This window comes from Rhodococcus sp. DN22, assembly GCF_036669995.1.
GTDB lineage: Bacteria > Actinomycetota > Actinomycetes > Mycobacteriales > Mycobacteriaceae > Rhodococcus_F > Rhodococcus_F erythropolis.
In genome coordinates, this window is record NZ_CP133326.1 from 3,052,036 (window position 1) to 3,073,210 (window position 21,175).

Below are 21,175 nucleotides of genomic sequence, written 5' to 3' on the forward strand. Positions count from 1 at the left end.
GGTGGTGGCTACGCAACAGGGTCCCGATCGCCCCGGCATCGACGACCCTGGTCGCGGGCGGCGCATCGCCATCGACGTGGGCAGTGTTCGCATCGGCGTCGCGTCCAGCGACCCCGACGGCATCCTCGCGACACCGGTGGAAACGGTTCCACGCTCGAAGGAGCGTGGGCCCGACGCGCCGGATATCCGGCGCATTATCGCCATCGTGTCCGAATACGAGGCCGTTGAGGTTATCGTCGGACTGCCACAGACGCTGCGCGGTGAGCAAGGTAAAGCCGCCGGTATCGCGACTGCATTCGCCAAACGACTGCAGCGGGCCGTCGAACCGATCCCGGTGAGACTGTCCGACGAACGACTGACGACCGTCACGGCTGCGCGCAATCTCCGCGAAAGTGGAGTCAAGGCACGCGGCCAGCGACCGATGATCGATCAGGCTGCGGCGGTGGAAATCCTGCAAGGCTGGCTGGACGAGCGGAGTAGAGCTGTGAAACCAGGGGAGTCGTCGAAGGACGCTGCACTGGAGGGCGATCTGTGAACGCGCGGTGGGATGAGGGCGGCGGAAGCCGGCCCACCAGTTCGTTCGACTTCGACAACGACGAGACCATGGTCATGCGTGCACTGCCGCAGAACATCGATCCGCCGCACATGTCGCGAGCCGAGGCACGCAAGCAACGCGAAGCGCGCAACAAGCGCGCCAAGCGTGGCAAGAAGGTCGGCGTTCTCGCCCTGCTGGTGTTGGTGATCGCAGTCCTCGGTGTCGGTGCATACGGCGCTCTCTGGTACATGGATCGCAACAAGACCGCGGAGGATTTTGCCGGCCCCGGCGGCGCACCCGTGGTCATCCAGATCAACAGTGGAGAAACCGCATCGGAGATCGGTGCGACGCTCGAGGCGAAGAACGTCGTCGCGAGTTCCGCTGCTTTCTACAACGCGGCGATCGCCAATCCGTCTGAGATCCAGAAGGTGCAACCCGGCTTCTACCAGGTGCCGGTGCAGAGTAGCGCCGCGAGCGCACTCGACACCTTGGTTGCCCCGGACTCCCGAGTCGGCAGTGTTGTCATCGCCGAAGGGCGTCAGCTGCACGACAGTTCGGACGCGCAGACCGGCTCGCTCAAGAAGGGCATCTACAACCTCATTTCCGAGGCGAGTTGTGTCGGCCCGGTTTCCGCTCAGAAATGTGTCTCGACAGACGAATTGAACACTGCGGGAGCATCTTCCGATCTGGCTTCGCTCGGCGTGCCGGACTGGGCGATGTCGTCGGTCAAGAGCGTGCCGGACAAGGACCGTCAGCTCGAAGGCCTGATCGCCGCCAGCAGTTGGGATTTCGATCCCACTGCTACGCCCACCGAGATCCTGCGGTCGTTGGTCGAGGGTAGCGCCGCCAAGTACGAGGCCACGGGAATTCTGACAGCCGGCAGCGGGGTCGGAATGTCTCCGTACCAGTTGTTGGTGGCAGCGTCGCTGGTCGAGCGTGAGGCGTTGCCCGCTGACATGGCCAAGGTTGCGCGGGTGATCGTCAACCGACTCGCAGTCGATCAGCCTCTGCAGTTCGACTCCACGGTCAACTACTCACTCGACACCACCGAGGTCGCAACCACGGATGCCGACCGTGAGCGCGTCACGCCGTGGAACACGTACGCAATGCCGGGTCTGCCTGCAACGCCCATCGCTTCGCCGAGCATCGACGCGCTGAAGGCCGTGGAATCGCCGGCGGCCGGTGACTGGTTGTACTTCGTCACGATCAACAAGGAAGGCCAGACGCTCTTCACCAAGAGCTACGAGGAGCATTTGGCCAACATCGAACTGGCACAGCAAAGTGGGATTCTCGACAGTGGACGGTAGTACCGCGACTTCGCTCGCGACGCCACGTAAGGCGGCAGTTCTCGGAAGCCCGATCGCTCACTCGAAGTCCCCGTTGCTGCATCTTGCGGCGTACGCGGCTTTGGGGCTGAGCGATTGGACCTACGAGCGGATCGAATGCACCGGCGAGCAGTTGCCTGCCCTCGTCGACTCACTCGGCCCCGAATGGATCGGCCTCTCGGTGACGATGCCGGGCAAGATCGCAGCACTCGAATATGCCACCGAACGCACACCGCGAGCGGTGACCATCGGCTCGGCCAACACCCTGGTTCGCATCGACGGCGGTTGGCGTGCCGACTGCACGGACGTCGACGGAGTCAGCGGTGCGTTGATCGCCGGCGGTGTCGGCGATCTCAGCGGCACTTCGGCGGTAGTTGTCGGCGCGGGCGGCACCGCGCGGCCGGCATTGGTCGCGTTGGCCGACATGGGAGTTCGGACAGTCACCGTGGTCGCGCGTGATCCGGGGCGCGCATCCGGTGCCATCGAATGCGGCGGTGCTGTCGGGTTGGACATTGATCTGGTCGCCTTCGACGACGCACGGCTAGGCGGGATCTGCGCCGAATCCTCGGTCTTGGTCAGTACCGTTCCCGCGGAAGCGGCAGCGCCCTTTGCCCAGCAATTGGGGAAGGCGCGATTTGTCCTCGACGCGATCTACAACCCCTGGCCGACGCCACTTGCTTCGGTTGTCGAGGCGGCCGATGGCACGGTGATCGGTGGCCTCGAGATGTTGCTCAATCAGGCCTTCGGGCAGGTAGAGCAGTTCACGGGCAAGCCCGCTCCGCGAGAGGCGATGGCAGCCGCTATCGCTTAGGTCTGTTCACAGTGTCGAGGTAGTCCACAAGACGATTCGTAGTCTGCCGCTGGCGAACGGCAGACGCCAAGCTCGAAACCATGTGGACGTTGATGGTCTTGGCAGGCTCGGGGGTAGTCGCTGGCTTCGGAGCTCGGGCGATCGTCGACAATTGGTTGCGGCGACACGGTTATCGACCAGTCGTGACTTTCTGTTGTGTGCCGCAGTGCGCCGTCGCAACAGGCTGGGTTGTCGTCGGTGCGCTGAATACCTCGGTGGTGCAGTTATTTTCCGGTCTCGCCGTGGTGTGGTGGTGCGTCGCGATCTCGACTGTCGACCTGGCTGTGCGTCGGCTGCCCAACAGTTTCACGCTGCCGGGCTACGCCGTCGTGATGGTCTACGCGACGGTGTCGGGAACGGTGTGGGTGGCGGTGGTGGGGTCGGCACTGCTCGCCGGAATCCACCTCCTGGCGCACGTGATGTCGCCTGGTTCCATGGGCGTCGGCGATGTGAAGCTGTCGCTTCCTCTGGGCGCCGTGACCGGATTGGTGGGAGCGGACGCCTGGCTGTGGTCGTTGGTGTCTGCCTCGGTGCTCACCGCAACGCTGGGCACCGCGCTGGAACTGCGAAGACGAGGGCCGGTAGCCCACAATTCGCCCATTGCGCACGGACCCTCGATGTGCCTGGCAGCCTGCGGTTCGATTGCGTTTGCCTGGCTGACGTGACGAGTGCAACATCCGCGAGAAGTCTGGCGTTATTGACCGTTCAACGACGGACGGTGAACTGCAGGAAAGACGTAACCGTCGGTTTCATAAATGCGGGTATTGCCAGCGCGCGGTCCCAATATGCGGCGAGTCGGACTTGCCGAATGTCCACATCCTGACGTTCACTGAGGTTTCGGAAATGGGACAAAACGAATCTCGTTTCGCACTCGATTATCGGGGGAACCTATGCGCACAAGGCTTTTCGTCGCCGCGGCAGCCTGTTTGGCGGCTGTGGCTGCAGGAGCGGGCGTCGCCGGCGCCGCGCCTGCACCTTCATCGGTGGCACTGGGCGGGGGCTCAGGAATCCTGCTGCCGGACGTGGATCACTCCGATCCTGACCGAGTTGCAGCATGCACGTTGACCGCGGTCGGCTACGACAACGCCGGTTCTCTCGTGGCACTCACCGCCGGACACTGCGGAGTTGTCGGGGACCGGGTGTTCGCCGAGTATCTGCCCGAGGCCGGACCCATCGGTCGGTTCTCTTACTCGAGTCCGGTCTCGGACATCGCCGTGATCGATCTCGACGACGCCAAGGTAGCTCCGCTGCGTACCGTCGGCGGCACGACGATCAACGGAATCGGCGCCCCGCCGGCACCGGGCACGATCGTGTGCAAGGAAGGCCGTTCGACCGGCAACACGTGCGGTATCACCTGGGGTTACGACTCCGTCTACGGTGAGATCGTCGAGCACACGTGCTCGATTCCCGGTGATTCCGGTGGACCGCTCGTCGTCGGTGACCGCCTGGTGGGCTTGATCAGCAATGGCTACCCGCCGTACTGCTTCGAGCCGCTTCCGCCGCCGTTCCACGCTCCCGACAACTCGGCGGACATCAACATCGGTTTGGCTGACATCAACGCAAACGGTGGAGGATTCCGCCTGTTCTAGACCCACAGGTACCTCTGAGATGGCCCACACGCCTCGTGCGTGTGGGCCATCTGTGTTCACCGGGAGGACCACTGTGACAACTGAGGTCTGCGACGTGGAAAGATGGTCGGCGTGCTGCGTTGGATAACTGCCGGAGAATCCCATGGTCCCGCCCTCGTCGCGATGCTCGAGGGCATGGTCGCGGGGGTCGAAGTGACCTCTGAGGCCATCTCGTCCGAACTTGCCCGTCGTCGACTCGGTTACGGCCGTGGCGCACGGATGAAGTTCGAGGCCGACAAGGTCACCATCATCGGCGGTGTCCGCCACGGATTTACGCTCGGTGGCCCCGTGGCCATCGAGATCGGCAACACCGAGTGGCCCAAGTGGGAAACCATCATGTCCGCCGACCCGGTCGACCCGGACCTGCTCGCCGATCAGGCTCGCAATGCCCCGTTGACGCGCCCGCGTCCCGGACACGCCGATTACAGCGGCATGCTCAAGTACGGCTTCAACGACGCGCGTCCCGTCCTCGAGCGCGCCAGCGCTCGCGAGACCGCAGCCCGCGTGGCCGCTGGAACCGTCGCACGGTCCTTCCTGCGTCAGGTATTCGGTGCCGAGGTCGTTTCACACGTTATTTCCATCGGTGCTTCCGAGCCGTACGTCGGACCCGTGCCGGAGGGCAAGGATCTCGACGCGATCGACGCGAGCCCGGTCCGCGCATTCGACAAGGCTGCAGAAGAGTCGATGATCGCCGAAATCGAATCGGCGAAGAAGGACGGCGACACCCTCGGTGGCGTCGTGGAGGTCGTCATCCACGGCCTGCCGGTCGGACTCGGCACTTTCGTCAGCGGCGCCGAGCGTCTCGATTCACGACTTGCTGCTGCTCTCATGGGAATTCAGGCCATCAAGGGCGTTGAGGTCGGCGACGGCTTCGAGACCGCGCGCCGTCGTGGCAGCGAAGCTCACGACGAGATCCGTCCGGGCCCGGACGGCATCGTGCGCTCCACGAACCGCGCAGGCGGAATCGAAGGTGGCATGACCAATGGTGAGGCTCTTCGAGTTCGCGCCGCGATGAAGCCGATCTCGACGGTTCCGCGCGCTCTGGCGACGGTCGACATGGAGAGCGGCGAGGAAGCGGTTGCCATCCACCAGCGCAGCGACGTGTGCGCGGTTCCGGCCGCCGGCGTCGTCGCCGAGTCGATGGTCGCGCTCGTCGTGGCTCAGGCCGCACTCGAAAAGTTCGGTGGTGATTCCATTGCTGAAACCACTGCCAACTACCGTCGTTACGCCGAGGGCATCGCAGCCCGACCGCCTCGATAGGACTCACGTATCGATGAAGCCGAAGGCTGTACTCATCGGTCCGCCCGGTGCCGGCAAATCGACCATCGGTCGACGTCTCGCGCAGGCACTCGAACTCGAGTTGGTCGATACCGACGCCGAGATCGAACGGACCACGGGTAGGACGATCCCGGAGATCTTCACCCATGACGGAGAGCCTCGGTTTCGTGAAATCGAGGAATCGGTGGTTCGCGAAGCGTTGCAGGCCACTGACGGAATCGTCTCGCTCGGCGGTGGTGCGATCCTCTCCGATCGCACGCGCGAACTGCTCCAGGGGCACACGGTCATCTACCTCGAGATCAGTGTCGCCGAAGGGCTTCGCCGCACGGGGGCGAACAATCATCGCCCGCTGCTGGCCGGCGGAGATCCCAAGGTCAAGTACCAGGAGTTGATGAGGCGTCGTCGTCCGCTGTACCGGCGTTCGGCCACGATTCGGATTCGGACCGACGGCCGAAGTCCGGCGCGTGTCGTCGGGCAACTGGTGTCGAAACTTCAAGACAAATGAACAACCGGAGCGGAGTAGTGGAGCAGTGACCGAACCCGTACGTGTAGAGGTGAAGACCGCAAGTCCTTACCCGGTCGTGATCGGCCGCGGCCTGCTCGGTGATCTCGTTGCCGAGTTCGACGGCGCGCGCACTGTCGCGATCTTCCATCAGCCGCCGCTGGCAGAGACCGCGGAGGCCGTACGGGCTGCGTTGGCGGAGAAGGGAATCGACGCCCACCGTATCGAGATCCCCGATGCCGAGGACGGCAAGGATCTTGCTGTGGCGGGCTTCTGCTGGGACGTGCTCGGCCGGATCGGCCTGACTCGCAGCGACGCGATCATGAGCTTGGGCGGGGGAGCGGCGACCGACCTCACCGGCTTCGTCGCGGCTACGTGGATGCGCGGTGTCAAGGTAGTTCACGTCCCCACCACCTTGCTCGCGATGGTCGACGCAGCAGTGGGCGGCAAGACCGGTATCAACACCGAAGCGGGCAAGAACCTCGTCGGTTCGTTCCACGAGCCGGGAGCGGTGTTCATCGATCTCGCGACGCTCGAGACTGTGCCGCACAACGAGATCGTTGCAGGCATGGCCGAGGTCATCAAGACCGGATTCATCGCCGACCCGGTGATCCTGGATCTCATCGAAGCCGATCCCAAGGCAGCTCTCGATCCGTCGGGAACTGTTCTGCCCGAGTTGATTCGGCGCTCCGTGGAGGTCAAGGCCAAGGTCGTGGCCGCGGATCTGCGCGAGTCGGATCTGCGCGAAATCCTCAACTACGGCCACACCCTCGGCCACGCGATCGAACGTCGTGAGCGCTACAAGTGGCGCCACGGTGCCGCTGTCTCCGTCGGCCTGGTTTTCGCTGCCGAACTCGGACGGCTCGCGGGCCGACTCGACGACGCCACCGCGGATCGTCACAAGTCGATCCTCGATCTCGTCGGGCTGCCGACGTCGTACGACGGTGATGCGTTCGGCGATCTGATGAAGGGAATGCAGACCGACAAGAAGAACCGTGCCGGGCTGCTGCGTTTCGTGGTCCTCGACGGACTGGCCAAGCCGGGTCGCCTCGAGGGGCCGGATCCGAGTCTGCTGGTTGCGGCGTACTCCGCGATTGCCCGCGATGCGAGGCCGGCCGGCGGAACGGTCCTGTTGTGAGGATCAACGTCGTCAACGGACCCAATCTGGGGCGTCTGGGTAAGCGTCAGCCCGAGGTCTACGGCGCGACCACACACGACGATCTGATCGAATTGTGTGTCGCGGCAGGCAAGGAGCTCGGCGTCGAGGTGATCGTCCGTCAGAGCGATCACGAAGGTGATCTGCTCGGCTGGATCCACGATGCGGCGGACGCGGGGGAACCGGTGATCCTCAATGCCGGTGGCTTGACGCACACGTCGGTGGTCCTGCGAGATGCATGCGCCGAACTGACCGCAGGTCTCGTCGAGGTACACATCTCGAACGTTCATGCGCGAGAAGAGTTTCGGCACCACTCCTACCTGAGTCCGATTGCGACCGGAGTGATCGTCGGACTCGGCGTCGCCGCGTATCCGCTGGCGATCAGGTTCCTCGCCGAGCGAGGCTGAACGAGGGAAGTCGAAAAAACAGCCACACGAATGCGGCCCCGAGGAAAATATCCTCGGGGCCGCATTCGGTTGTGTGGACGGCGGGCGTTACTGCTCGCGCTTGCCCAGATCGATCGCCGGGAAGACCGCGGTATCGGCGTCGGATTCCTCGACGGACATGGCGGCTCCGCTGTATGCGTGCTGCTCGGTGGGGGAGTCGTAGCCCTCGCTGACGGGCACCGGTTCGTGGTGACGCTCGTGGGACGGGGTCTGCGGAGCTGTTCCGTTCTTGCGCTGTTCACGGCTGACGAAGAAGCGTCCGACGGTGATGGCGATCATGGCGGGGACGAAGATGAGAAGGATCGTGAACGCCGCACCGGAGGTCACCTCGAAGAACAAGCCCTGCTGGGTCAGTTCGAGGGAGGGGACCAGGCTGAGTGCCCAGCTGGCAGCGCCGGCGACGAACCCGCCGACCAATGCGGCCTTGAGCCACAGCATGGTCAGATCGGCGCCGTCCTCTGGTTCGGGGAAATTCCGGCGGTCGCGAATGCCGTCGATGCCACCCCAGATCGCGGCGAAGACGATGACGATCAACAGGGACAGCCAGCGCAGGGTGGACCCCTGAAGTGGCCACTGTGCGATCGCTGCACCGAGCAACGCACGAAACACAACATGTATCAGGGCCATGCCGAGGCCACGTACCAACCACGCATTCATGGGTACAGCCTAACTAGAACCCATTACACCTTGTGGCCTAACCCACAGTTATTGCTGTAACCGCGAGTTTCGAGTTGATCGGCAGGTCTGCGCGGGCGGTAGGTTCGAGGGATGCCGGTCGACTTCAGAACACGCCGTGAATCCCTCAGACGCCTCCTCTCGGAGCGCGAACTCGACGCGATTCTCGTCACAGATCTCCTCAACATCAGATACCTCACCGGTTTCACCGGTTCCAATGCGGCGCTCGTCGTCAGTGCATCGGATTCAGCGTCCGACGAGCGTGAGACGGTGATCTGCACCGACGGCCGCTACGTGACGCAGGTGTCAGAGCAGGTGCCGGACCTTCGGGCCGAAATCGCCCGTTCGAGTGCTGCGCACTTGATCGAGAAGTCCACGGCGCCCGTTCTCGCGTTCGAGTCACATGTGGCGACGTTCGCCGAACATCGGGCTTGGACCGAAGCAGCGCCGAAGATCCGGTTCGAACCGGTGAGCGGACTCGTCGAACAATTGCGCATGGTCAAGGACGAGTACGAGGTGGAGTTGTTGCGAGCCGCGTGCACCGCAGCCGATGTCGCGTTGGCGCAGTTGATCGCTCGCGGTGGCCTGCGACCTGGCCGAACGGAACGAGAGGTCGGCCGCGAGCTGGAAAATCTGATGCTCGACAACGGGGCGGACGGTATTTCCTTCGAGACGATCGTGGCGGCCGGCGCCAACTCGGCGATTCCGCATCACCGACCGACCGATGCGATCCTGGCGTCGGGTGACTTCGTCAAACTCGACTTCGGAGCCCAGGTCGGTGGGTACCACTCGGACATGACACGGACCTACGTGCTCGAGTCCGTTTCCGATTGGCAACGGGAGATCTACGAGCTCGTCGCGCGTTCGCAAGCTGCCGGTTGCGACGCGCTCGCGCCGGGTGTCGAATGTGCGGCAGTCGACGCCGTCGCCCGTGCGGTGATCGACGATGCAGGCTACGGCGAGTTGTTCCTGCACGGCCTCGGCCACGGTGTGGGGCTCGAAATCCACGAAGCACCGGGGATCGGCAAGCTCGGCACCGGTACACTTCTTTCCGGCGCGGCGGTGACCGTCGAGCCGGGCGTGTACTTCTCCGGGCGCGGAGGTGTACGGATCGAGGACACGCTCGTTGTTCGTGAGCAGGGGCCAGAGCTGCTCACACTGACCGCAAAAGACCTTACCGTCATCTGAGACGGTTTCCCGACCCCTAGGAGACGCGAAGCAAGTGGCTTCCACCAGTGATTTCAAGAATGGTCTGGTTCTGCAGATCGAAGGCCAGCTGTGGACGATCATCGAGTTCCAGCACGTCAAGCCCGGCAAGGGCCCTGCCTTCGTGCGCACCAAGCTCAAGAACGTGCTCTCGGGCAAGGTAGTGGACAAGACGTTCAACGCCGGTGTGAAGGTCGAGACCGCCACGGTCGACCGTCGTGACATGACGTACCTGTACCACGACGGCAGCGACTACATCTTCATGGACGGCGACACCTACGACCAGGTGTCGATCAGCGAATCCACCGTCGGCGACCAGTCGCGTTTCCTGCTCGAGAACATGGCAGTCCAGGTCGCGACCCACGAAGACGTTCCCCTCTTCGTCGAGCTTCCGGTCACCGTCGAGCTCGTCGTCAAGCACACCGATCCGGGCCTGCAGGGCGACCGCTCCACCGGCGGCACCAAGCCTGCCACCCTCGAGACCGGTGCCGAGATCAACGTCCCGCTCTTCATCAACACCGGTGACAAGCTCAAGGTCGATTCCCGTGACGGCAACTACCTCGGGCGTGTGAATTCCTGAGTGTCCGGCACACATAAGAAACTCGGTGCACGCCACAAGGCGCGCAAGCGTGCCGTCGACTTCCTCTTCGAAGCCGAGGCACGTGACCTCGATCCGGTCGCACTGGCGTCGGAGCGTTCCGATCTGTCCGTCAAGGACGACGCGGTAGCACCCGTCGCGGCCTACACCGTCACGTTGGTGTCCGGCGTTGCGGAGAATCTGGACCGGATCGATCAGGTCATCTCCTCGCATCTGCAGGACTGGACGCTCGAGCGTCTGCCCGCCGTCGACCGTGCGATTCTGCGTATCGCCGTGTGGGAGCTCTTCCACGCGACGGACGTTCCGCCGGTTGTCGCCGTGGACGAGGCCGTCGAACTCGCGAAGCAGCTCTCGACGGACGACTCTCCGGGATTCGTCAACGGAATCCTCGGCCAGGTCGTTCTCGTTGCGCCGCAGGTTCGATCGGCTGCGGCCGCGACCTCCCAGCGCGCGCAGGAATCGGATTCGGGTACCGAGTAGCAAGTTTTGTTCCACCACCGCCGTGCGAGTGTCACCGAGCGCGTTGTGTGTCTGCACACAACCGGTCGGAGTCGCTGCTCGCACGGCGGGATCAGGTCTGTCGGCTGATAGGGTGGGGACCGTCAGACATCCTTTAACGATCCGTCCAGTGAGGCGGAGAAGGAGGTCGCTGCATGAGCGTGCCCGAAGGGTCTCGCCCATCCGATCTTGCAGGTCCAGGTAACTCGAAGGCGCCGGTCGGTGCCGAGGCAGGTAGCGAAACCCGCGAATTGTTGTCCGCCCAGGATGTGGGCCGGACCATCGCGCGGATCGCTCACGAGATCATCGAGAAGACCGCACTCGACGGACCCGAGGGAACTGCCCCTCGTGTGGTCCTGATCGGGATCCCGACGCGTGGAACCACCCTCGCCACGCGACTGCGCGCCAAGATCGAAGAATTCTCCGGTGTGCGACTTCCCATCGGATCTCTCGACATCACCCTCTACCGCGACGATCTCCGGAACAAGCCGCACCGCCCGCTCGAGCGCACGTCCGTCCCCGAAGGTGGCGTCGACAATGCGCTGGTCGTTCTCGTGGACGACGTCCTCTTCTCCGGTCGCACCGTGCGCTCGGCACTTGACGCGTTGCGCGATCTGGGCCGCCCCCGCGCGGTCCAACTCGCAGTGCTCGTGGATCGTGGTCACCGCGAACTCCCGCTGCGCGCCGACTACGTCGGCAAGAACGTCCCGACCGCGAGGTCCGAGGACGTCAAGGTTCTCCTCCAGGAGCACGACGGCAGGGAAGCGGTAGTCATCTCCGGGGGTAAGAGCGCGTGAAGCACCTACTTTCCATCGCGGACCTCGATCGTGAGTCCGCGGTAGAACTTCTCGACGAGGCAGAACGGTTCGAGCAGGCACTTCTGGGACGAGAGGTACGCAAGCTCCCGACGCTGCGCGGACGCACGGTCATGACGGTGTTCTTCGAGAACTCGACGCGCACCCGGGTGTCTTTCGAGGTGGCAGGCAAATGGATGAGTGCCGACGTCATCAATGTCAGCGCATCCAGTTCCTCGGTGTCCAAAGGTGAATCCCTGCGCGATACCGCGATGACCCTGCGCGCGGCCGGTGCCGACGCACTCATCGTGCGCCACCCGGCTTCGGGCGCCGCCCACCAGATCGCAAAGTGGACCGGAGCGGCCGACGACGGTGGCCCGGCAGTCATCAACGCAGGTGACGGCACGCACGAGCACCCCACTCAGGCGCTTCTCGACGCTTTGACCCTTCGCCAGCGTCTCGGCGACATCGAGGGCAAGCGGATCGCCATCGTCGGCGACATCCTGCACAGCCGTGTCGCCCGCTCCAACGCACTGCTGCTCTCGATGCTCGGTGCCGAGGTTGTTCTTGTTGCGCCGCCGACACTGCTGCCGGTCGGTGCGCACACGTGGCCGGTCACGGTTTCGCATTCGCTCGACGCGGAACTGCCCGGACTCGACGCGGTGCTGATGCTGCGGGTTCAGGCCGAACGCATGAACGGTGGCTTCTTCCCGTCGCAGCGCGAGTACTCGATCAACTACGGCCTGTCCGAGAAGCGGCTGGCGATGCTGGCCGATCACGCGGTGGTCCTGCACCCCGGCCCGATGCTGCGCGGCATGGAGATTGCATCCGCCGTTGCCGATTCCTCCAAAACTGCTGTACTGCAACAGGTTACCAACGGCGTACACATGCGCATGGCTGTCTTGTTCCGACTGCTGGTCGGGTCGGAGGACGGTGCGCTGTGACCAGAAACGAGAACGGAGAATCACCCGTGAGTGTCCTGCTCCGCGGAGTCCTGATCTACGGAGAAGGTGAGCCCACCGACGTACTCGTCGGCGACGGCACGATCCTCGAGATCGGCGTGGACCTCGATCCGGCCACGGCATCCGAGGTGATCGATGCCGGCGGGCAGATCCTGCTTCCCGGCTTCGTGGACCTGCACACACATCTGCGTGAGCCCGGCCGCGAAGACACCGAGACCATCGAAACCGGAAGCTCGGCAGCGGCTCTGGGTGGATACACCGCGGTCTTCGCGATGGCCAACACGAGTCCCGTCGCCGATTCGGTGGTCATCACCGATCACGTCTGGCGACGCGGGCAGGAAGTCGGCCTCGTCGACGTCCACCCCGTCGGCGCAGTCACAGCGGGCCTGGAAGGCAAACAACTCGCCGAGATGGCGACCATGGCCGCAGGCGTCGGCAAGGTCAAGATGTTCTCCGACGACGGCCACTGCGTCTACGACCCACTGATCATGCGTCGCGCGCTCGAATACTCCAGTTCACTGGGCGTCCTGATCGCCCAGCACGCGGAAGAGCCGCGTTTGACCGTCGGTGCGGTCGCCCACGAGGGCCCCACGGCCGCGCGTCTCGGCCTGGCCGGATGGCCGCGAGCAGCCGAAGAATCGATCGTGGCCCGCGACGCACTGCTCGCGCGTGACGCCGGCGCCCGCGTTCACATCTGCCACGCCTCCACCGCCGGAACCGTCGAACTCGTGAAGTGGGCTCGCAGCCAAGGGATTTCGATCACCGCCGAGGTCACCCCGCATCACCTGCTCCTCGACGATTCACGGCTCGAGACGTACGACGCGATCAACAAGGTCAACCCGCCCTTGCGTGAGGCCAGTGATGTTGCCGCGCTGCGCAAGGGTCTGGCCGAGGGAATCATCGACTGCGTCGCGACCGACCATGCTCCGCACGCCGAGCAGGACAAGTGCTGCGAGTTCGCAGCCGCTCGCCCTGGAATGCTCGGCCTCGAGACCGCACTCTCGATCATCGTGCAGACGATGGTCCAGCCCGGCCTGTTGGACTGGCGCGGTGTTGCCCGGGTCATGAGCGAGCGCCCCGCGGCAATCGTCGGCCTCGACGATCAGGGCCGTCCCATCGAGGTGGGGGAGCCCGCGAACCTGACATTGGTCGATCCGTCGGCCGAGTGGACGGTCCACGGTCCCGACCTGGCGAGTGTCGCGCATAACACTCCGTACGAGTCGATGACATTGCCCGCTCGGGTCACGACCACACTGTTACGTGGCCGCATCACCGCACACGACGGGAATGTGCGGCTGCGGAGTAGCGAGGAGTAGCGCGTCATGGACAGAGCACTGTGGATCATCGGTCTGGCGATCTTCTGGGTCGCGATGATCGGCCTGATGTACGTCGGCTGGCGTGGACGCGCTCGACGCCAGAAAGACAAGATCGGCGAACTGCCGACGGTACCGGCAACCCTGGGTGAACTGCTCGTCCTGCCGACCACCGGCCTGTACGTCGGCAGCACCATCGCACCCAGTTGGCAGGACCGAATCGCCGTCGGCGACCTCGGTTTCCGCGCCACCTGCGAGATCAGCCACTACAGCGGCGGAATTCTGGTCGAGCGTGACGGCGCGTCGGCCATCTGGATTCCGGAGAAGTCGATCCGCGCGATCCGCACGGAGAACGGTCTTGCCGGCAAGGTCATGAGCAAGGACGGCGTCCTGGTGATTCGCTGGGAATTGCCGAGCGGAACCGAGATCGACACGGGCGTGCGCGGTGACGACAAGACGGTTTATCCGGACTGGGTCAAGCCGGTGACTGCTTCGAACAAGACCGCTTCGAACAAGACGAATGACAACGAAGACGCAAGCTCTGGCGACATCGAGCAGAACGGAAAGAACGCATGAGCGGCTTTGACAACAGCCCCGCAGTACTGGTCCTCGAAGACGGACGGGTGTTCCGCGGAACCACCTTCGGTGCGGTTGGACAGACCCTGGGCGAAGCGGTGTTCAGCACCGGAATGACCGGCTACCAGGAAACGCTCACCGATCCCAGCTACCACCGCCAGATCGTCGTCTCCACCGCACCGCAGATCGGCAACACCGGCTGGAACGACGAAGACGACGAGTCGGTCGGACCGACCGGCGAGCGTGCCGGCGCCAAGATCTGGGTTGCCGGGTACGTCGTTCGTGACCCCTCGCGCGTCACCTCGAGCTGGCGTGCAACCGGTTCGCTCCAGGCCAAGCTCGAAGAGCAGGGCATCGTCGGAATCGCCGGGATCGACACCCGCGCCCTGGTTCGCCACCTGCGTACTCGCGGTTCGATGAAGGCCGGAATTTTTTCCGGTGAAGCCATCGCCGCCGATGACGAACTGGTCCGACGGGTTCAGGATCAGCCGACCATGCTCGGCGCCGATCTTGCCGGTGAGGTCAGCACCACCAGCGGCTACGTCGTCGAGCCGAAGGGCGGGGAGGCGCTGTACACGGTTGCCGCCATCGACCTCGGTATCAAGACCAACACCCCGCGCATGTTCGCCGAGCGCGGTATTCGCGTCCACGTGTTGCCGTCCAACGCGAGTCTCGAACAGATCCTCGACCTGAAGGCCGACGGAGTGTTCCTCTCCAACGGTCCCGGTGACCCAGCCACCGCCGACGGCGCAGTCCACCTCACGAAAGAGGTCATCGGACAGGGCTTGCCGCTGTTCGGTATCTGCTTCGGCAACCAGATCCTGGGCCGCGCCCTGGGCCTGAGCACCTACAAGATGAAGTTCGGCCACCGCGGAATCAACATCCCGGTGATCGAGCATCAGACCGGTCGCATCGCGATCACCGCTCAGAACCACGGCTTCGCGCTCGAAGGCGAAGCCGGTCAGGAATTCGACACCCCGTTCGGCCGCGCGGTGGTCAGCCACACCTGCGCCAACGACGGAGCCGTCGAAGGTGTTCGCCTGCTGGACGATTCGGCCTTCTCGGTGCAGTACCACCCCGAGGCGGCAGCCGGCCCGCACGACGCCGCGTACCTCTTCGACCGCTTCACCAGCCTGCTCTCCGCACGGAAAGAAACCGGAGTCAAGAACTAATGCCACGCCGTACAGATCTCAAGCACATCCTGGTAATCGGCTCCGGTCCGATCGTCATCGGTCAGGCCTGCGAGTTCGACTACTCGGGCACCCAGGCCTGCCGCGTCCTCCAGGAGGAGGGCCTGCGCGTCAGCCTGGTCAACTCCAACCCGGCCACCATCATGACGGACCCCGAGTTCGCCGACGCCACGTACGTCGAGCCGATCACGGCCGAGTTCCTCGAGAAGGTCATCGCCAAGGAAGCCTTGCAGGGCAACAAGATCGACGCCGTCCTCGCGACGCTCGGCGGTCAGACTGCGCTCAACGCCGCAGTGGCGCTGCACGAGCAGGGCATCCTCGAGAAGTACGACGTCGAACTGATCGGCGCCGACTTCGACGCCATCCAGCGCGGCGAGGATCGCCAGAAGTTCAAGGACATCGTCGCCAAGGTCGGTGGCGAATCCGCGAAGTCCGCAGTTTGCTACACGATGGACGAAGTACACGCCACGGTCGCCGAACTCGGTTACCCGGTTGTCGTGCGTCCGTCCTTCACCATGGGCGGCCTCGGTTCCGGCATGGCGTACGACGTCGACGATCTCAACCGCATCGCCGGTGGCGGTCTGGCCGCGTCGCCGACGGCGAACGTCCTGATCGAGGAATCCATCCTCGGTTGGAAGGAATACGAACTCGAGCTCATGCGTGACAGTCGCGACAACGTCGTGATCGTCTGCTCCATCGAGAACGTCGACCCGGTCGGTGTCCACACCGGAGACTCGGTCACCGTCGCCCCGGCGATGACGCTGACCGACCGCGAGTACCAGGCGATGCGCGACCTTTCCATCGACATTCTGCGTGAGGTGGGCGTCGACACCGGCGGCTGCAACATCCAGTTCGCGATGGACCCGAAGGACGGCCGCCTGGTCGTCATCGAGATGAACCCGCGTGTCTCCCGCTCGTCGGCTCTGGCGTCGAAGGCGACCGGTTACCCGATCGCGAAGATGGCGGCCAAGCTTGCCATCGGCTACACGCTCGACGAGATCGTCAACGACATCACCAAGGAAACCCCGGCTTGCTTCGAGCCGACGCTCGACTACGTCGTCGTCAAGGCTCCGCGGTTCGCTTTCGAGAAGTTCCCCGGTGCCGACGGAACTCTGACCACCACGATGAAGTCGGTGGGCGAGGCCATGAGCATCGGCCGCAACTTCACCGAGGCTTTCGGCAAGGTCATGCGTTCGCTCGAGACCAAGCGTGCGGGTTACTGGACCGGCGCCGACATCGAGACGGAGAGCCTGGATGCACTGCTCGCCGATCTGAGCGTTCCGCAGGACGGCCGCATGTACGGCATCGAGAAGGCATTCGCGCTCGGCGCAACTGTCGAGCAGCTCTTCGACGCCACCAAGATCGATCCGTGGTTCCTCGACCAGTTCCAGCAGATTCACGAGCTCGGTGAAAAGCTGCGCGCTGCAGAGTCTTTCGACGAGGCTTCCCTGCGTCAGGCCAAGTACCACGGCATCTCGGACCGCCAGATCGCGGCTCTGCGCCCCGAACTCGGTGGTGACACGCACGCAGGTGAGGACGCCGTTCGCGCTCTGCGTGATCAGCTGGGCGTGCGCCCTGTCTACAAGACCGTCGACACCTGCGCCGCAGAGTTCGAGGCCAAGACGCCGTACCACTACTCGACCTACGAGCTCGATCCCGAGGCCGAGTCCGAAGTTGCTCCGCAGACCGAGCGACCCAAGGTTCTGATCCTCGGATCCGGCCCCAACCGCATCGGTCAGGGCATCGAGTTCGACTACTCGTGTGTCCACGCGGCGCAGACGCTGTCCGAGGCCGGGTACGAGACCGTCATGGTCAACTGCAACCCCGAGACCGTCTCCACGGACTACGACACCGCTGATCGCCTGTACTTCGAGCCGCTGACGTTCGAGGACGTCTTCGAGGTCTACCGCGCGGAGGCGCAGTCGGGCACCGTTGCCGGCGTCATCGTCCAGCTCGGCGGCCAGACCCCGCTCGGACTGGCGAAGCGTCTCGAAGCTGCCGGCGTCCCCATCGTGGGAACCAGCCCCGCAGCCATCGACCTGGCGGAGGACCGCGGCGAATTCGGTCGCGTGCTCACCGAAGCCGGTCTGCCTGCACCGAAGTTCGGTACCGCCACCACGTTCGACGGCGCCCGCGAGATCGCAGCAGGCATCGGCTACCCGGTGCTGGTGCGTCCGTCGTACGTGCTCGGTGGTCGCGGCATGGAGATCGTCTACGACGAGGCTTCCCTCGCCGACTACATCTCGCGCGCCACGGAGATCTCCGACGATCGTCCGGTCCTGGTCGACCGCTTCCTCGAAGACGCGGTCGAGATCGACGTCGACGCTCTGTGTGACGGCACCGAGGTGTACCTCGGCGGCGTCATGGAGCACATCGAGGAAGCCGGCATTCACTCCGGTGACTCGGCGTGTGCGCTCCCGCCCATCACTCTGGGCCGGGCGGATCTCGAGAACGTCCGCCGCTCCACCGAGGCTCTCGCGAAGGGCATCGGCGTCAAGGGCCTGCTCAACGTCCAGTACGCCCTCAAGGACGACATCCTTTACGTGCTGGAAGCAAATCCCCGCGCCAGCCGCACGGTTCCGTTCGTGTCCAAGGCGACGGCCGTCCAGCTGGCCAAGGCATGCGCCCGCGTCATGCTCGGCGAATCCATCGCGGAACTGCGTGCGAGCGGCATTCTGCCGGCGAAGGGCGACGGCGGAAACACCCCGGCCGGTGCACCGATCGCGGTCAAGGAAGCTGTGTTGCCGTTCAACCGCTTCCGCCGCGCCGACGGTACCGGCGTGGATACCTTGCTCAGCCCGGAAATGAAGTCCACCGGTGAAGTCATGGGAATCGACTTCGACTTCGGTACGGCTTTTGCCAAGTCGCAGACTGCCGCCTACGGTTCGTTGCCCACCACGGGCGCGGTGTTCGTCTCGGTCGCCAACAAGGACAAGCGTTCGCTGATCTTCCCGGTCAAGCGCCTGGCAGACCTCGGATTCACCATTCTTGCCACCGAAGGAACCGCAGATGTTTTGCGGCGCAACGGTATCGAGTGCAAGCAGGTGTACAAGCAGTCGGGTGAAGATGTTCCGGCCGGTGCCGAGACCATCGTCGACCAGATCCGCAGCGGCGAGGTCGCCATGGTCATCAACACGCCGTACGGCAACAACGGCCCGCGTGTCGACGGCTACGAGATCCGAAGCGCAGCGGTTGCGTCGAACATCCCGTGCATCACGACGGTGCAGGGCGCCTCGGCTGCCGTGCAGGGCATCGAAGCAGCCATTCGCGGCGACATCGGAGTTCACTCCCTGCAGGAATTGCACGCAGGTCTTCGTCAGCCGGCACAGCAGTCGTGAGTCACAGTTGGGGGCAGCGTCTCCGGTCCGCGATCGCGGACCGGGGGCGGCTGTGCGTCGGTATCGACCCGCATCCCGCGCTTCTCGACGCGTGGGGACTGCCGCGTACGGCCGAAGGTCTCGAGACTTTCGCCGAGATCTGCGTCGAGGCCTTCACCGGTGAGGTCGGACTGGTCAAACCTCAGGTCGCGTTCTTCGAGGCTTACGGCAGCGCCGGCTTCGCCGTGTTGGAGCGGACCATCTCGGTTCTTCGTGATGCGGGAACTCTGGTCGTCGCGGATGCCAAGCGCGGTGACATCGGTTCGACGATGGACGCGTACGCGCAAGCCTGGTTGGGTGATTCGCCGTTGGCCTCCGACTCGGTCACCGTTTCGCCGTACCTGGGATTCGGGGCGCTGACTCCGACACTCGAACTGGCACGGCAGAACGCCCGCGGGATCTTCGTCCTGGCACGAACCTCCAATCCGGAAGGCGGCGTACTTCAACAGTCGTCGACTGACGGTGTGAGCGTGGCTCAGTCGATCGTCGACGCTGCGGTCGATGCGAACGGCGACGGCCGTGACACCGTCGGACTGGTGGTCGGTGCAACTCGGGACCACGGTCTGGACCTGTCGCAGTTCAACGGCCCGATTCTCGCTCCGGGACTCGGCGCTCAGGGTGCGACGGCAGCGGATCTCGCAGACATCTTCGCGGGATCGACCGAGCTCCTGCTGCCGAACACTTCCCGTGGGGTGCTCAAGCATGGTCCTTCGGTATCGGCACTTCGGGAGGCAGCAATGCGTGACCGAGACGAGATCGAAGCCGCATTGGCGAACTGATCCGTGAGTGACCTCGAGGCTCGTTCGAGCGGTGGAACCCGGTGGTACCGTCCGTCGGTGAATCGTTGGTGGCAGATCGGACTTCTCGTCGCGGCGTGCGCGCTGCTGGCCACCGGGTTCCAATCCGTCACCGGCGTACACGGCGACGATCTCGCCGTGTACCGGACGGCGGGTCAGGCCGTCCTCGACGGCTCGAACCTGTACGACGAGTCGTTCAACGCGAGACTGCCGTTCACGTATCCGCCCTTCGCTGCGCTCGTCGCCGTTCCAGTCGCCCTGGGTTCCTGGGGTGCGGTCCAGTGGGGATGGAGTTTCGTCAGCCTCCTGATGCTGGCCGCGATCATCGTGCTCAGCTATCGCGAAGTCCCGTTCACACGTAAGCGGCCAGTCGTCGTCTACGTGGGTTTCCTGGTCCTGTGGACGGCGGCATCGCCGATCTCCGATCACCTCGGGTACGGCCAGGTCGGGTTGTTTCTGACTCTCCTGTGCTTGATCGACGTGCTGGCTCGACCACGGTGGATTCCCGAGGGTGTGCTGGTGGGGATCGCCGGCGCGGTCAAACTGGTGCCACTCGTCTACATCGGTTACTACGTGATCACCGGGCGCTGGAAAGCAGTTGCGGGCGGCCTCGCCGGCTTCCTCGGCGCCACGGCTCTGGGCTTTGCGGTTCTCCCGCGCCAGACGATCGACTACTTCGGCGACATCGCCTCACTCTCGGGGCGCGTCGCCGTCGGTGACCCGTCCGTGTTCGGTAACCAGTCCGTGCGTGGAATGGCCTTGCGGCTACTTCCCGAGGGCCTGGTGGGTCCGGCATGGCTCGTCGCCTGTGCGGTGTTGGGTGTCCTCGGAATTGTCGCGACGCGGCGCGCTCAGCGCCTGCGGGGCCATCTCGCCGGTTTCACGGTGGTGGCTCTGCTGGCGGCAATCGTGACTCCCATTGCCTGGACGCACCACTTCGTGTGGTTGGTGCCGGCGGTCGGTGTACTCCTCGTTCCGATCAAGTCTGGCGTGGGGGAGGGCACTCGATCGGTCCCTGTGTGGTCCTGGATCGCGATCGGTCTCACCGCTGTCGTAGTGCTGTTTCGGCTTCCTCGAGTCGGCGCGGACATGGATATCCCGGTAGTCGGCTTCGTGCTGGAGAATTCATTGCTCTGGGCGAGCCTCGCGGTAGTGCTCGCTCTGGCCGCCCCCGGCGTGAGTCGCATCGAACCCGAGACGGTCGACGCCGGCGATCCGAAATCGTCGCTGCAGACCTGAAAACGGGCCGCGACACGCGCATAGGCGTCGAAAATGCTCGAAAATTTTGGATGTGTCGGCGACCACGTTCATTCCCGCAGGTAACGATTTCGCACACTCGCACGGGGGTGTCGCACGCTATGGGTCGAAATACATTGTGTTACAGTCTATTTCGGTACTGTACGCACGTTCGTGTGGCGTCGAATTCGTCTCGATCCAGCCGAAAACGGTGACGATCCGTGACATCGATT

General features: G+C 64.3%; 21 protein-coding genes. 20 read left to right on the forward strand and 1 reads right to left on the reverse strand.

Features of this window, described 5'->3' with window-relative positions; genetic code table 11:
- Position 1: 1 nt before the first annotated feature.
- From ruvX to aroQ, 9 genes are all read left to right on the forward strand, one after another.
- Positions 2–535, forward strand: a complete 534-nt coding sequence (gene ruvX / locus RA302_RS14120) for a Holliday junction resolvase RuvX (protein ID WP_003944838.1) — start codon at positions 2–4, stop codon at positions 533–535.
- The gene (mltG, locus tag RA302_RS14125; RefSeq protein ID WP_003945033.1) at positions 532–1,842 is read left to right on the forward strand and encodes an endolytic transglycosylase MltG; all 1,311 of its coding nucleotides are present in this window, start codon (positions 532–534) and stop codon (positions 1,840–1,842) included. The genes ruvX and mltG overlap by 4 nt, the downstream gene beginning before the upstream one ends.
- Positions 1,832–2,671 (forward strand): shikimate dehydrogenase, encoded by an 840-nt coding sequence (locus RA302_RS14130; protein ID WP_003944839.1) that lies wholly within the window; start codon positions 1,832–1,834, stop codon positions 2,669–2,671. Before mltG ends, RA302_RS14130 begins: the two co-directional genes overlap by 11 nt.
- Positions 2,672–2,751: 80 nt before the next feature.
- On the forward strand, positions 2,752–3,375 hold the full coding sequence (locus tag RA302_RS14135) for an A24 family peptidase (protein ID WP_030536426.1): 624 nt from the start codon (positions 2,752–2,754) through the stop codon (positions 3,373–3,375).
- Positions 3,376–3,600: 225 nt separating this feature from the next.
- A complete protein-coding gene (locus RA302_RS14140) occupies positions 3,601–4,299 on the forward strand; it encodes a S1 family peptidase (RefSeq protein WP_007728030.1) in 699 nt (232 codons plus the stop codon).
- A 111-nt stretch (positions 4,300–4,410) separates the two neighbouring features.
- On the forward strand, positions 4,411–5,598 hold the full coding sequence (gene aroC / locus RA302_RS14145) for a chorismate synthase (protein WP_003944974.1): 1,188 nt from the start codon (positions 4,411–4,413) through the stop codon (positions 5,596–5,598).
- A gap of 13 nt (positions 5,599–5,611) precedes the next feature.
- Positions 5,612–6,121 carry a shikimate kinase gene (locus tag RA302_RS14150; RefSeq protein WP_030536425.1) on the forward strand — a complete coding sequence of 170 codons (510 nt, stop codon included), beginning with the start codon at positions 5,612–5,614 and terminating at the stop codon, positions 6,119–6,121.
- A 25-nt stretch (positions 6,122–6,146) separates the two neighbouring features.
- On the forward strand, positions 6,147–7,256 hold the full coding sequence (gene aroB, locus RA302_RS14155; RefSeq protein ID WP_003944873.1) for a 3-dehydroquinate synthase: 1,110 nt from the start codon (positions 6,147–6,149) through the stop codon (positions 7,254–7,256).
- A complete protein-coding gene (gene aroQ, locus RA302_RS14160) occupies positions 7,253–7,681 on the forward strand; it encodes a type II 3-dehydroquinate dehydratase (protein ID WP_003944916.1) in 429 nt (142 codons plus the stop codon). The genes aroB and aroQ overlap by 4 nt, the downstream gene beginning before the upstream one ends.
- An 87-nt stretch (positions 7,682–7,768) precedes the next feature.
- Here aroQ and RA302_RS14165 read toward each other — a convergent pair whose 3' ends face one another.
- Entirely contained in the window at positions 7,769–8,377 is a 609-nt protein-coding gene (locus RA302_RS14165; RefSeq protein WP_019748369.1) for a B-4DMT family transporter, read from the reverse strand.
- A 111-nt stretch (positions 8,378–8,488) separates the two neighbouring features.
- On the opposite strand from RA302_RS14165, the gene RA302_RS14170 reads away from it, so the two are divergent.
- From RA302_RS14170 to RA302_RS14220, 11 genes are all read left to right on the forward strand, one after another.
- A complete protein-coding gene (locus tag RA302_RS14170) occupies positions 8,489–9,583 on the forward strand; it encodes a Xaa-Pro peptidase family protein (protein ID WP_030536424.1) in 1,095 nt (364 codons plus the stop codon).
- 34 nt (positions 9,584–9,617) lie between these two features.
- Complete coding sequence (gene efp / locus RA302_RS14175) at positions 9,618–10,181, forward strand: elongation factor P (protein ID WP_003944958.1); 564 nt, start codon at positions 9,618–9,620, stop codon at positions 10,179–10,181.
- Positions 10,182–10,679 carry a transcription antitermination factor NusB gene (nusB, locus tag RA302_RS14180; RefSeq protein WP_007728014.1) on the forward strand — a complete coding sequence of 166 codons (498 nt, stop codon included), beginning with the start codon at positions 10,182–10,184 and terminating at the stop codon, positions 10,677–10,679.
- A gap of 173 nt (positions 10,680–10,852) precedes the next feature.
- Positions 10,853–11,494, forward strand: a complete 642-nt coding sequence (gene pyrR, locus RA302_RS14185; RefSeq protein WP_003944977.1) for a bifunctional pyr operon transcriptional regulator/uracil phosphoribosyltransferase PyrR — start codon at positions 10,853–10,855, stop codon at positions 11,492–11,494.
- Positions 11,491–12,435, forward strand: coding sequence for an aspartate carbamoyltransferase catalytic subunit (locus RA302_RS14190; protein WP_003944883.1), 945 nt, complete (start codon positions 11,491–11,493; stop codon positions 12,433–12,435). Before pyrR ends, RA302_RS14190 begins: the two co-directional genes overlap by 4 nt.
- 26 nt (positions 12,436–12,461) lie before the next feature.
- Positions 12,462–13,769, forward strand: a complete 1,308-nt coding sequence (locus RA302_RS14195) for a dihydroorotase (protein WP_003944990.1) — start codon at positions 12,462–12,464, stop codon at positions 13,767–13,769.
- Between the two features lie 6 nt (positions 13,770–13,775).
- Positions 13,776–14,342, forward strand: coding sequence for a transporter (locus RA302_RS14200; RefSeq protein WP_030536423.1), 567 nt, complete (start codon positions 13,776–13,778; stop codon positions 14,340–14,342).
- Entirely contained in the window at positions 14,339–15,514 is a 1,176-nt protein-coding gene (gene carA, locus RA302_RS14205) for a glutamine-hydrolyzing carbamoyl-phosphate synthase small subunit (protein WP_007728009.1), read from the forward strand. Before RA302_RS14200 ends, carA begins: the two co-directional genes overlap by 4 nt.
- Positions 15,514–18,870, forward strand: a complete 3,357-nt coding sequence (gene carB / locus RA302_RS14210) for a carbamoyl-phosphate synthase large subunit (protein WP_003945010.1) — start codon at positions 15,514–15,516, stop codon at positions 18,868–18,870. The genes carA and carB overlap by 1 nt, the downstream gene beginning before the upstream one ends.
- Positions 18,867–19,688: an orotidine-5'-phosphate decarboxylase gene (gene pyrF / locus RA302_RS14215; RefSeq protein WP_007728008.1), complete on the forward strand. Its 822-nt coding sequence runs from the start codon at positions 18,867–18,869 to the stop codon at positions 19,686–19,688. The genes carB and pyrF overlap by 4 nt, the downstream gene beginning before the upstream one ends.
- A 57-nt stretch (positions 19,689–19,745) precedes the next feature.
- Positions 19,746–20,945, forward strand: coding sequence for a glycosyltransferase 87 family protein (locus RA302_RS14220; protein ID WP_230793238.1), 1,200 nt, complete (start codon positions 19,746–19,748; stop codon positions 20,943–20,945).
- The last annotated feature ends 230 nt before the right edge of the window (positions 20,946–21,175 follow it).